Raw genomic sequence first — 11,685 nt, 5'->3', positions numbered from 1 at the left:
GACGTAGGCGACGAGCATCGGAACGAAGGCGACGGCCACGGCGACGGCGGCCACGAGGACGAGCTGTCCCCGCGGAGCGTCCGTCATCCGTACCACGCCTCCAAGGTGACGGGTCCGTGCCGCGTCGACGCCGTCGTCCGGCCGACGGCCACCGTCGACGGCGGCGCGGGGCCGAACGTCCCGACCGGCGTCCGGACGTGGATCCGAACCGTCGCCGGGACGAGTTTCGTGAGATGCGACCGAGCCGCGGGCCGTTCGCGCTCGAACGACGCCGGCGTGTGCGCGAGCGCTTCGAGGAGCGTCCGGTTTCCGGCCGTCGCCGGCGTCGCTCCGAGCGTCGTCGCCGCGTCGTCCGCGTACCGATCGAGTTGTGCCGAGTCGGTGGGCGGGCCGGCGAGGCCGAGGCCGAACCCCGCGGCGACGCCGAGAATCAGGAGGACGCCGACGCCCGCCTCGAACACCGACAGCGAGAGCTGTCCCCAGCCATCGACGGTCACCGTGAGCGTCCGTGCCGTGGTCTCCCGGCGACGATACGCGAGCGCGACCGTCCCGGAACTGTTCTGCGTCGCCGTCACCAGCCGGAGCGTCGTCGGCCCGGTCGCGGAGAGCGAAACCGTCGTCGTCCCCACCACGCCTCGCTGTGCGTGGAGAACGACGCGGTCGTTCGCTCGGACCGACTTCACCGTCGCATCCGCGCCCGCATCGATCCGCAGGCGGACGCGTTCGACGCCGCGCGGCAGGCGAACGGTTCGACTACGCGAGACGTTCACCGTCCGATTGACGGGCGTCCACGTCGCGACGAGGACGCCCCGACGAACGGTGACGCCGGAGACGGGCGTTCGTCGCTGCACCACCGTCTCGTCGTCGAGGGCGATCCGGAGCGGACGCCCCTCCGCGGCCGGTGCGAGACGGTCGACGTCCGCGGCCGTCAGCCGTTCGACGCTGCTCCCGTTCACGACGTTCGCCTCGGCGGTCCACGGCGCGTCGGCCACGACGAGGCGGTCTGCGACGGCGGCCGCTGCGTGGCGCTCCGCGGGGCTGCGGTCCGCACCCGCCAGCGCGCCGTCGGCGACGGCGACGCCCAGCGTCGTCACCGTCGTGAGCAACACGAGGGCGACGACCAGCGCGAAGAGGTTCGCCTGAGCCCTGCGGGACGGCGCGTTCATCGTAACGTCACCCGAAGCCCGTCCCCGCTTCCCCGAACGGCGACGGTGGCCGGCCGAGCGCTCTCCCACTCGCCCTCGACGCGGACGACCCTCGACGGAAGGCCGAGGGCCGTCTCGCCGCCGATTCGCGGATGCGGGTGGTCGAGCACGAGCGCCCGCCCGCGGGCGCGGATCGAATAGCCCGCGCCGCGGAGCGTCTCGGGGAGGTCGACGCGGAGTTCGACCGACACGGCGTCGCCCGTCTCCGGGACGGCCGATTCGACGCGGTCCGCCGCCGAGACGAGCGTCCGATCGCCGAGTTCGGCACCGACGGCCGCCCGGTAGGACGGCACGACGCCGCCGTAGAGCACCGTCGTCAACAGGACGATAAAGAGGACGACGATGCCGGCTTCGAGCAGTTTGCCGACGACGGGCGCGACGGCGCGGTCAGGCACGCCGAATCACCAGCCCCAGGTCGTGAACGGTGACGGACGCCTCGTCGACGGCGGGGAACCGAGCGACGACGCTGACGACGCCGTCGTCGTCGAACTCCCGGCGAGAGGTGCTCGCGCCGCGATCCTCGAAGAACCGCTCCCAGACGCCGGGCGTCGCCGTCTCCACGGCGAGACCGTACCCCACCTGCTTCGTGAACGTCCGACGGTCGTGGGTGGCGTTCGTGCGGAGGATCGCGCCGTCCGCCCCGGGGGCGAATCCGGTTACGCCGTCGGTCCCGAGCGTCGGGACACCGACGAACAGGCCCCCTCGCCCGTCGAGATGGGTGGCTCGACGCGGAGGTTCGCGCTCCCGGGACGCCCCGTGACGACGGCACCGCCGAGGTAAGCGACGCGAGCGGAGTGCTCGCCGTAGACGAGGGCGTCCGCCCGCCAGACAGCGAGCGTTCGTGGGCCGTCGACGAGACGGACCGTTCGGGCGGCGGTTCGGAACTGGCCGCAGAGACGGCGATCCGTCGTTCGTGGGGCGTCCCGGCGTGAGGGTCGAGGGCGGCGTCGAAGCCGCGGACGACCCGTCCCGTCTCCGCCGCCCGCGAGCTATCCTCGACGACGGTGCCGATCGTCGCCGTGAGCGCGGCGAGACTCAACACGGTCATCGCGAGGAGCAACGCGACGCCGACGACGGCCGTCTGCCCCCGGCGAGCGGTCATATCATACCCACCCCGGCAAAGACGGCGTAACAGACCGCGACGAGCGAGCCCGAGTGCAACAGCGCCTCGTACCGACCGCGGCTCGCCGTCCCCGCGAACCACCCCGAGGCGAGCATCGTCGCCTGCGTGACGACGTAGATGCGAAAGCGCTCCCGTGGCAGGTCGATGGCCGTCGCGTTGAGGACGTACCCGCCCGGTCCCTCGACGGAGGAGAGCTGTGCGAACCCGTCGAACACCTGCATCCCGACGGCGACGGCGATGCCGATGACGAGCAACGCCGTCGTCCATCCGACGGCGACGTAGACGAGGAGATTGGACCGGAGTTCGCGCTTCTCGTGGTAGAGGCGGCCGATTTCGGTCTGGAGCGTGTCGAACACCGCGCCGGCGTCGCTCCCGGCGTCGAGCGCGCCAGTCACCAGCCCGACCGACTGTTCGGCCAGCGGCGTTCCGACCCGGGAGACGAACCGATCGAGCGCCGCGGCCCGCACGTCCACGTCGGTGGGTTCGCGGGTCGCGAAGCTCAGATTCAGCGCCAAATCGGCCACGTCGGGGTTCAGCGCGCCGAAGTCGACGTCGCGCGCGACGATCTCGACGGCCTCCTGAAACGGCCGCCCGAGGTTGACGTGCCCCGAGACGGCGTGGGCGAAATCCTTTATCTGCCGGTCTTTCGCGTCGTCGAGTCGCGCCCGGCGGACGGAGACGAGGCCGACCGGCACCGCGTAGGCGACGTAGCCGAGCAAGACCACGTTCGTCGGCCGGTAGCCCTCGTACCAGAGCGCGCCGGCCGCGGCGACGGCGACGAAGACGCCGACGGCGGCCGCGCTCGCCGGGTTGATAGCGGCCGTCAGCACGACGTCGGACGCCGACGCCGGTCGTTCGTACGCGACGGTCTGTCCCGGCGGCCGGAGTTCGCCGACGACGGCGCTCGCGCCGACGCCGAGGACGAACACGAACGCGGCGCTCGTGTAGACGACGACGGCGCGCGCGGAAATCGTGCCCAGCGGCGTCGCGACCGGTTCGGAGAGTCCGGGAGCGATGACCGCGAGGACGGTCAACACGATGACCAGCAGCGTCGGCAACACGAGCAGGACCATGAACATCTCGGAGAGCAGTTCGAGAAAGCCCTGTGCGCGCTGCCTGGCCCGGTCCTGCCGGTGGCCGAGCATCCGGCTCTCCATCTGGAGATACGTCGCCAGTTCCTCCTCGCCCTGTTCGGCGTGCTCGCGGAACTTCAACAGGAACGGCGAGAGCAGTTCGCGGGACGGCGTATCGCGGGCGACCCGTCGCAGTCCCTCGTTCAGGCTCCCGGTGAGCGCCGTCGTGTTCAACACCTTCCGGGTCGCCACCGCGGTCTCGCCGTAGGCGTCCGTACTCGCCACCTTTCGGAGCATCTCGCGGTGGCCGTCGCTCCCCGACGAGAGGACGTACAGATACCGCACCGCACCGGGCATCGTGCGTTCGACGTCGCTTCGGCGGGCCGACGCACGCCACGCGAGATAGCGCCCGCCGAGGCGAACGGTCGCCGCCTTGGCAGCGCCAGCGACGACGAGGGCGGCGGCGACAGCGACGGCGATCCGCGGGACGTACGGGAGGCCGTCCCGTCGAACGACCGGGAGACTGGCTTCGAGAACCGCGGCGATCGCGTCCGGCAGGTCGGGCGACGCCGTGACGACGACGAGTCCCGTCACCAGGGCCACGACGACGGCGACGACCCACGACGCGCCGTAGACGCGGGCGAGGAAGACGTCGAAACTGATCCGGAGGTCGGTGCCGCGGTAGTGGCGTCGGTCGCGGGCGTGGCGTCCGCTGTCGGCGTTACGGGCGAACAGGGCGTACAGCACCCGATCGAGCGCCGACAGCGAGGCCGCGGCGGGCGCGGGCTCGGCGGCGGCGACGGTCCCCTCCGTCACGCCGATCCGCCCCGTTCGCCGTCGGCGCGTTGCCGCCGGATGCGTTCGACCGTCGCCGCCTCGTCGGTCCGCAGATCCGAGATGAATCCGAACAGCCGGTCGAAGTCGGTGACGTCCTCGCGGACGAGATACTTGACGTAGCGGTGCTTGCGGTGGAACTCGGCTTCGACGGCCTTGACGTCCCGGTCGGTCCGGTCGGCGATGCGGTGAAAGAGGCGGAAGCCGAGCGCCCGCCGATCGTCGTCGAGTTGCGGGTGGTCGTAATCGAGGCGGAAGGTGCCGTCGGTGTCGCGTTCGGCGACGCTGTTCCAGTAGAGCGTCCGCCCGCCCTTCTCGACGACGCCGGAGCGGAGGTGGCCGGTCCCGTCACGGTCGTCCAGCGTCTCGTACTCCGACTCCGAGAGGAGTTCGACGGCCTCGCTGACGTACCGGTCGCCGTCGACGTGGTGCGGGAAGACCACCAGGTCGATCTCGCGCAGCAGATACGGCGGGAGTCCCTGCTCGATGACGCGGTTGATGAGCGTGTCGACGTTCTCGGCGTGGGTCGTGCCGATGACGCCGTGGCCTGTGTTGAGCGTCTCGCCGAACGTCTCGAAACTCGCGGGAGTGTTGATTTCGGCGATGACCTCGACGTCCGGATTGAGGTAGTTGGTTTCGGTCATCAGTTTCGCCATCGAGACGCGCTTGTACTCGTTCTCGTGGTCGCGCGTCGTGAGCGAGATGCCCGTCTCGTGGGGGAGTCGGACTTCCCGGGACCCCTCGTCGATGCTGACCGGTCGGTCGTCGTAGGGGACGAACGGCATGTGGGCGTTCATGAGCGTCGTCTTGCCGACGCCGGTCGGTCCCGAAAAGAGGACGACGCCGTGGTGTTCGTAGAGCAGCCACAGGAGCGTCACGAGCTCGGTCGAGATGGCCCCGTGACCCACGAGGTCGACCGGCGTCATGGCGTCGCTGGCCTGTTTGCGGACGGAGACGTGCGGGCCGTCCTCGGAGATGACCGGGAGGGCGACGGCACAGCGGATGGTCTCCTCGACGCCCGGCGGGTCGAGATTCACCTTCGCGCTCGGGCGACTCGCGTTCAGTTCGGTGCCGTCGTGGGCGGCGAGTTGCGTGACGATGTTGACGAACTCCGTCTCGTCGTCGAACGAGAGATTCGTCGGCACGCGACCGACCGGGAGTTCGTCCGCGCGCGGGATGACCTTCACGCGTTCCCCGACGCGGTTGGCCTCGACGTCTTCGAGATGCGAGTCCCGAATCGGGATCGTCAGCGCACCGTAGCCGACGTAGTCGCGGAGGACGTAGTAGACCAGGTCGTCGAGGCGGTCGGTGGCGTACCGACTGTCGACCGGCGGGAGCGCGAGGCCGTACTCGGCGAGAGCGGCCCGTATCCGGTAGCGGGTCGCCTCGAGCCACGCCCGCGTGTTCCGGGCGGTGAGCCGACGGGAGAGGAACTGTCGCGCACGCTCGCGGACGAAAGCGTGTCGGTTCTCGACTACGTCGTCGACGTTCGCCTCCCAGATGCGCTCCTTGCATTCGTCGATGAGGTTCTCGTCGCCCGGCAGCAGGTCGGGTTCGAGGACGGCGTACTTGGTCGAGAAGTGGTCGTTGCCGAGGAGGTTCTCGCGGTAGATGACCACCTCGACGTCGAAGCCCGCGAAGTCGACGGTGTACTTCCGGAGGCGCTCGCCGGCCACCCGGTCGACGAACGGCGCGTCGGCGTCGTATCGCGTCGTCGCCGGCGCGTAGTTTTCGGTGTGGACGACCACCCGACCGTCGTCCTCGACGACGTCCACGACGTCGATGCGGTCGTCGAGCGCCAGCGGCGTCAGTTCGTCGAGCAACCGGAGTTCACAGAGCGCGTGGTAGGTGACGCGCCGCCACGCCGAGGGCGACACGTCGAGCAGGCGGTCGAGGACGCGCCGGTATTTCGGCTCGAATCCGCGCGCCGCACGCTCGACAGCACCCTCCCGGGTCAGCGGCCGGCGGCGGTTGACGACGGTGAAGTGGTCGCGAACCCGCGAGAGCGCTCGGTCGACGCGCGGACCGAGACTCGGTTCTCGGATTCGATACTCGAAGCCTCGTTCGGTTTCGAGGATCGTGGCGACGACGCCCGGGTGGATCTCGTACTGCGAGCGGACGTCGGTCGCGTACCACGCGTCCGGATCGCCCGGGGGCAGCGGCGGAGGGACGGCTTCCTCCCCGTCTTCCTCGGGGACGCGACCGATCTCTAGCGACGGTCCGTCGGACATGGCACGCGATCCCGCGCGCTCGTATTTAAAATTCGTCCGTGATTATCTAGATGGATAATCGGGCGATGACGGCTCGGTCCGACGCGCCACCTCGCCACCGATGCGACCACCCGCTCACTCGGAGTTTTATAACGAGTCGGCTGGAAACTGGACGCGTGCCCGCAGACCCTGAACGGTTCCCTTCCCTCGTGATCCTCGGCGTCGCAGTCACGCTCGTCCTCGTCTCGGGAGCCCCCGTCTCCGCATCCGGTCAGCCGTCGGCGACGACGGTACAGCCGGTGGAGAACGGAACGACACAGCCGTCGGCGAACGGAACGACACAGCCGTCGGCGAACGGAACGACGGACGCGCCGATCGTCGTCAGCGACGTCACCGCACCCGAGCGGGTGCGGCGCGGCGAGAACGTCAGCGTCACGGCGACGGTGACGAACCGGGGCAACGTCACGGGAACGGAGTCGATCGAGTACGTGTTCGACGGAACGGCGGTCGCCGTTCGGAACGTCACCGTCGACGCCGGCGAGACGCGGACCACGGCGTTCGACGTCCGATTCGCGTCGCTGCGGTCGACGAACGAGTCGGTGGCCGTCGGCACGTACGTCCACGGCGTTCGCAACGAGAGCGGGACGGGCGTCGCCCGCTATCTGCGCGTGACGCCCGACGTCGATCTCGCGGTGAGCGGGTTCGGCGCACCCGCCGAGATCACGCGCAACCGGTCGTTCGTCGTGCTCGCGACGCTGTCGAACCCCGCGAACACGACGATCACGCGCCGCGTCACGTACCGCTTCGACGGGGCGAACGTGACCACCAAGACGGTGACCGTCGCGGACGACGAGGAAGAGCGGGTCGCGTTCGCGGTTACGGTTTCCGCCCTCGAAGCCGCCGGCGCGACCCTCCGGGAGGGGACGACGTACGACCACGCCGTCGTCGCCGACGGCGGCCGCCGCGACGGCGACGCCGTCCGTTTCGTCGGGGAGCCGACCGGGGACGCCTCGGCGCTGGTCACGGAAGCGTTCAACGGCCCCGACGACGTGCGCCGCGGGGAGACGTACGTCGCCAACGTCACCGTCCGGAACGTCGACACGGTCGCGTTCGACGGCCGACTGACGTACCGGCTCGACGGGGCCGTCGTCGCCACGGAGCGCGCGTCGGTCCCTCCCGGCGAGCGCGAGACGGTCGTCTTCCGGATCAGTTACGAACAGGTCGAGCGCGCGGCCTTCCCGCTGTCGGCGCACCGAACCGACCAGAGCGTCTGGGTCGCCAACGAATCGATCGTCAGCCGGCCCGTGACCGTCGAGGACGGGGTCGAGACGCCGACCGCGACGCCGACGCCCACGCCGGCGTTCACGCCGACCGCGACGCCCACGCCGACACTCACGCCGACCGCGACGCCCGCGCCGACCTGTCAGCGCGGGTTCTTCACCCGGTGTGGGGACACGCCGCTGGATCAGACGACGCTGACGATCATCGGAACGATCACCTCGATTCTGGCCATCCTCGTCGAACTCTTCAGGGGTGAGTGACAGTGGCGCGAGGACTCCCGGCCGTCTGGAGCACGCTCTTTGCGCTGCCGCTGGTGGTCGTCGGCGCGTATCTGGCCGGGGGTATCCGGTGGTCGGACCGCGACCGGAGACGCCGCCGATCGTCGGAATGCTGCTGATCGTCTTCGGCCTCTTCGTCTTCGGGGTCGGGCTGTACGTCCACTTCGTCGCGGCCCCCGAGGCCCCGCGGATGCGGGAAAACGAGGCCGTCGTCGACGAGCGCGACCCCGCCCAGCGGAACGCCCTCGCGGAGGCGTTCGTCTCCGTGCCGTTTCTCGGGGTCGGCGGCTACCTGCTGTATTTCACGCAGACGCCGCTGGTCTACCCGACGGCGGTGCTCGCGCTGGGGCTGTACCTGTTCTCGCGCGGCGTCCATCGCTACTGGCGAAACACCCTGACGACGTACTTCGTGACCAATCAGCGCGTCATCGAGGAGTACCGCTTCATCTCGCTGATCCGCAACGAGGTGCCCCACGAGAAGGTACGAGCCGTCGAGGAACGGCGGAGCGCGTGGGACTCCTGTTTGGCCTCGGCAACGTCGCGGTTCGCTCCGGAGCCAGCGGCGACCTGACCGTCTCCGTCGACGAGGTGTACGACCCCGCCGAGTTCGCCGACGTGGTGCGCGACGAGATTCGGGCCCACGACGGCACGGGAGGCGGCGCGTCTACCGACTCGGCCGGAGAGACGTCCGGCGATTCGGACGAATCGACTGGTGATTCAAACGAGGCATCCGGCGAATCCGAGGGCGACGCGTCCGGCGATTCGGACGAAACGTCCGGCGAACCCGGAAGCGACGGCCCCGAAAGTCGACGGACGGAGTGACGCGAGGCCGGACGGCCGCGGGGCGCGACGGCCCTCACAGCAACCCCAAATCTTCGGCGACCATGTCGGCCAACTGGTCGGCGAGTTCGGGGTCGACCTGCGCGACGTCCGCGCCGTCGTGTCGCTGTTCGTTGTGTCGGTCGAGCATCTCGGCCACGTCGGCGAGGGGAATTCTCGTCGTCGTCCCACAGGCTTCGCAAACGATGGGCACCTCGGGGTCGTCGTCGGTCATCGTCCGTACCTCGGACGGCGAGGAGAAAGAACGTTCGGACATGGCGAGGCGGCCCGTCGAGTCCGCCGCCCCGTGAGCGGCCCGTCTCAGTCGCCCGCCGACTCCGCCCGCAGGAAGATCAACTCGAACGTCGTCCCCGCGCCCTCGTTGTCCCGAACGTCGACCGTCCCCCCGTACATCTGCAGCATCTCCTTCACGAGGTAGAGCCCGAATCCGTTTCCGGGACGGGACAGTTCGGCGACGCCTTTCTGGAGGACCGCTTCCTTCTCGTCGTCGGGGATACCGGGCCCGTTGTCGGCGACGTGAACGGCGACGGCGGGTCGCTCTTCGACGTCGGTCTCGGTCTCTCGAACGTTCGGCGGGCGAACGGGCTCTCCCGTCTCGTCGTCGACGCGGACGGTCCGGGTCGTCTCGGTCGCCCACACCTCGACGCGGGGCACCTCCTCGTCGTTGTGGACGACGGCGTTCGAGAGGACGTTCTCCAGCACCTCGACGAGGAGTTCGTCGGCGTAGACGCACTCCTCGTCGGGCAGGTCGTGCGAGTCGAAGACGGCGTCCGGGTGCGACTCCCGAACGCGCGAGACGGCCTCGTCGAGCGCGTCCCGGAGGTCGACCGGCTGAAGTTCGTGCGTCGCCTCGCCGACGGCGGCGTCCATGAACGTCCGGATCGTGTCGATGAACGACGACATGTCCGCGACGCGGTCCCGGATCGTCTCGATGTGGCGTCGGGCGTCCGGAGACGCCACGAACTGGGCGTCGAGTATGTCCGTCCGGGCGTCGACGAGGTTCAGGCCGTTGAGGATGTTGTGGCGGACGATGCGGTTCACGAACTCCAGGCGCTCGCGTTCGTGTTCGATGGCGCGTTCGTACTCCCGCTGGTCGGTCAGATCCCGGACGATCTTCGTGTAGCCGAGGTGGTCGCCCGACTCGTCGTAGCGGGCGGCGATCGTGACGTCGGCCCAGAAGCGCGTGCCGTCCTCGCGGATCCGCCAGCCTTCGTCGCGCGCCTCGCCGGTCTCTGCGGCTTCGTCCAACAGCGCCGCCGGCTTGCCGTCGGCGACCGCCTCGTCCGGATAGAACACCGAGACGTGTTCGCCGACGATCTCGCTGGCGGTGTACTGGATGATCCGTTTCGCCCCCGATTCCACGACGTGACCAGCCCCTCCGTGTCGAGGCTGAAGATCGCGTAGTTGTCGACGGCGGCGACGAACTCCTCGAATTTGGACTCCTGTTCGCGAATCCGCTGCTGGCTCTCCTCGAGCAGGTGTTTCCGGTTGAGTTCGTACCCCATCCAGTTCCCCATCAGCTCGACCATCGTGAGCTGCCAGTCGTCGAATGGGTCGGCCTCCTCGCGGTCGAGAAAGCAGAGCGCCCCGTAGAGCGCGTCGTTCTCGTAGACGGGCGTCCCGACGTACATCTCGAAGCCGGCGTCCGTGCCGTACGCCTTGGCATCGACGTCGAAGGGGCGCGTCTCGAACTGGAGCGTTCGGTCCTCGCGTACCATCCGCTCGCAGTGGGTCTGAGTGAACGGGACGACGTCGCCCGCTTCGATGTCGCCCCGCTCGCTCTCGACGACTTCGAGGCGATACTCGTCGGACTCCCGGTCGATGTGCGCGAACGAGCCGTACTCGGCGTCGAACAGGTCGCGGCCGATGTCGACGAGACAGCCGACCTGGTCTCGGAACGTGAGCGCCGTGTCCGAGACGACGTCGTACAGTTCCCGGAGTTTGCGCTCCCGCATGTCGAGTTCCTGCTCGCGGCGCTTCAGCGAGGTGACGTCCGCGTACTGTTCGACGCGGCCGCCCTCGTAGAGCCCCGACCCGACGGGTTGGCTCCGGTGTTCGAGCCAGCGCTCCTCGCCGTCGGTCCCCACGACGCGGCACTCGAACCGCTCGGTGTCGCTGTTGTCGTCGTAGGTGGCGAGGATTCGCTCGCGGAACTGCGCCGGCTCCGCGACGCGGTCGGCGATGTGGTCCTCGACGAGTTCGCGCTGGTCGCTCCCCACGGCCGCCTCGCGATCCAGATCGAAGTAGTCGGCGGCCGCCTCGTTGAGCCAGACGACCTGGAACCGGTCGTCGAAGATGAACGTCGCCACCTCCGTCTCGTCGAGGACGTCGTCGGTGATGGTCCGGTAGCGTTCCCGACTCCGTTCGAGGTCGTCGCGGGCGCGTTGCTGGAGCGCGCTGTTGAGGCCGACCCCGAACGTGGCGACGGCACCGAACAACACGCCGTCGAGGACGAGTACCCACGGCTTGAGCGCGTGCATCGACCAGAGCTGGAGCGAGATGACGAGACCGTACAGGAGGACGACAGCGGCGAAGCCGCCGACGTTCCACTTCGCGACGGTCCAGGCGTATTTGGGGTCCCAGTCCCGCCGCGAGAGCCAGACGCCGCCGCCGACGAGGCCGAACGCGAGAAAGAAAAGCGGGGCGTTCTCGAGCAACGTCGTGACGAGCGCCCACGAGAGGTTCGAGACGTCGTCCCAGGTGTCGTACAGCGGAATCAGGGACACGAGCACACCGAGCGCTACGACGGCCGCCCCCGGCAAGTCGTCGACGCGTGGCTGTCGAGCGGTTCGAAGTAGTGCCATGCATCTACTCCCGGTCCTCAGGCAAGTAAAAGTCAGG

At 69.3% G+C, this 11,685-nt stretch carries 12 protein-coding genes and 1 pseudogene; 5 read left to right on the top strand and 8 right to left on the bottom strand.

What is annotated here, in order from left to right; translation table 11 throughout:
* Positions 1 to 83: 83 nt before the first annotated feature.
* From ACFQJD_RS03000 to ACFQJD_RS02990, 3 genes are read right to left on the bottom strand one after another with little or no spacing between them, the layout of a single operon-like run.
* A complete protein-coding gene (locus tag ACFQJD_RS03000) occupies positions 84 to 1,166 on the bottom strand; it encodes a DUF7263 family protein (RefSeq protein WP_379796047.1) in 1,083 nt (360 codons plus the stop codon).
* Positions 1,163 to 1,600 (bottom strand): DUF7266 family protein, encoded by a 438-nt coding sequence (locus ACFQJD_RS02995; RefSeq protein ID WP_379796045.1) that lies wholly within the window; start codon positions 1,598 to 1,600, stop codon positions 1,163 to 1,165. The genes ACFQJD_RS03000 and ACFQJD_RS02995 overlap by 4 nt, the downstream gene beginning before the upstream one ends.
* Complete coding sequence (locus ACFQJD_RS02990; RefSeq protein ID WP_379795988.1) at positions 1,593 to 1,784, bottom strand: DUF7289 family protein; 192 nt, start codon at positions 1,782 to 1,784, stop codon at positions 1,593 to 1,595. The genes ACFQJD_RS02995 and ACFQJD_RS02990 overlap by 8 nt, the downstream gene beginning before the upstream one ends.
* 24 nt (positions 1,785 to 1,808) lie before the next feature.
* Here ACFQJD_RS02990 and ACFQJD_RS02985 point away from each other — a divergent pair, with 24 nt between their 5' ends.
* Together ACFQJD_RS02985 and ACFQJD_RS02980 are read left to right on the top strand one after the other, a co-directional pair.
* Entirely contained in the window at positions 1,809 to 1,985 is a 177-nt protein-coding gene (locus ACFQJD_RS02985; protein ID WP_379796043.1) for a hypothetical protein, read from the top strand.
* A gap of 14 nt (positions 1,986 to 1,999) precedes the next feature.
* Positions 2,000 to 2,137, top strand: a complete 138-nt coding sequence (locus ACFQJD_RS02980; RefSeq protein ID WP_379796040.1) for a hypothetical protein — start codon at positions 2,000 to 2,002, stop codon at positions 2,135 to 2,137.
* Between the two features lie 166 nt (positions 2,138 to 2,303).
* Here the strand turns inward: ACFQJD_RS02980 and ACFQJD_RS02975 are convergent, their stop codons facing one another.
* Positions 2,304 to 4,217: a type II secretion system F family protein gene (locus tag ACFQJD_RS02975; RefSeq protein WP_379796038.1), complete on the bottom strand. Its 1,914-nt coding sequence runs from the start codon at positions 4,215 to 4,217 to the stop codon at positions 2,304 to 2,306.
* The gene (locus ACFQJD_RS02970) at positions 4,214 to 6,466 is read right to left on the bottom strand and encodes a type II/IV secretion system ATPase subunit (RefSeq protein WP_379796036.1); all 2,253 of its coding nucleotides are present in this window, start codon (positions 6,464 to 6,466) and stop codon (positions 4,214 to 4,216) included. Before ACFQJD_RS02970 ends, ACFQJD_RS02975 begins: the two co-directional genes overlap by 4 nt.
* Before the next feature lie 155 nt (positions 6,467 to 6,621).
* Here ACFQJD_RS02970 and ACFQJD_RS02965 point away from each other — a divergent pair, with 155 nt between their 5' ends.
* From ACFQJD_RS02965 to ACFQJD_RS02955, 3 genes are all read left to right on the top strand, one after another.
* A complete protein-coding gene (locus ACFQJD_RS02965; protein WP_379796034.1) occupies positions 6,622 to 7,986 on the top strand; it encodes a PH domain-containing protein in 1,365 nt (454 codons plus the stop codon).
* Between the two features lie 127 nt (positions 7,987 to 8,113).
* Entirely contained in the window at positions 8,114 to 8,575 is a 462-nt protein-coding gene (locus ACFQJD_RS02960) for a hypothetical protein (protein WP_379795980.1), read from the top strand.
* Positions 8,515 to 8,826 carry a hypothetical protein gene (locus ACFQJD_RS02955; protein WP_379796032.1) on the top strand — a complete coding sequence of 104 codons (312 nt, stop codon included), beginning with the start codon at positions 8,515 to 8,517 and terminating at the stop codon, positions 8,824 to 8,826. Before ACFQJD_RS02960 ends, ACFQJD_RS02955 begins: the two co-directional genes overlap by 61 nt.
* 34 nt (positions 8,827 to 8,860) lie before the next feature.
* On the opposite strand, the gene ACFQJD_RS02950 is transcribed toward ACFQJD_RS02955, so the two are convergent.
* The 3 genes and pseudogenes from ACFQJD_RS02950 to ACFQJD_RS02940 form a co-directional block, all read right to left on the bottom strand.
* Positions 8,861 to 9,100: a hypothetical protein gene (locus tag ACFQJD_RS02950; protein ID WP_379795976.1), complete on the bottom strand. Its 240-nt coding sequence runs from the start codon at positions 9,098 to 9,100 to the stop codon at positions 8,861 to 8,863.
* Positions 9,101 to 9,144: 44 nt separating this feature from the next.
* Complete coding sequence (locus ACFQJD_RS02945) at positions 9,145 to 10,140, bottom strand: PAS domain-containing sensor histidine kinase (protein WP_379796030.1); 996 nt, start codon at positions 10,138 to 10,140, stop codon at positions 9,145 to 9,147.
* A 212-nt stretch (positions 10,141 to 10,352) separates the two neighbouring features.
* Positions 10,353 to 11,648 (bottom strand): annotated as a pseudogene (locus tag ACFQJD_RS02940) (PAS domain S-box protein); the annotation flags it as partial.
* Between the last annotated feature and the right edge of the window lie 37 nt (positions 11,649 to 11,685).

This window comes from Haloplanus sp. GCM10025708 (genome assembly GCF_042663985.1).
GTDB lineage: Archaea > Halobacteriota > Halobacteria > Halobacteriales > Haloferacaceae > Salinirarus > Salinirarus marinus.
This window is presented reverse-complemented; position numbering and strand designations above follow the sequence as displayed.

What these genes read in the sequence shown, in the direction of transcription:
- ACFQJD_RS02950 (WP_379795976.1), bottom strand. Translation starts at nt 9,100, where the DNA reads ATGTCCGAACGTTCTTTCTCCTCGCCGTCCGAGGTACGGACGATGACC.
- ACFQJD_RS02960 (WP_379795980.1), top strand. Translation starts at nt 8,114, where the DNA reads ATGCTGCTGATCGTCTTCGGCCTCTTCGTCTTCGGGGTCGGGCTGTAC.
- ACFQJD_RS02970 (WP_379796036.1), bottom strand. Translation starts at nt 6,466, where the DNA reads ATGTCCGACGGACCGTCGCTAGAGATCGGTCGCGTCCCCGAGGAAGAC.
- ACFQJD_RS03000 (WP_379796047.1), bottom strand. Translation starts at nt 1,166, where the DNA reads ATGAACGCGCCGTCCCGCAGGGCTCAGGCGAACCTCTTCGCGCTGGTC.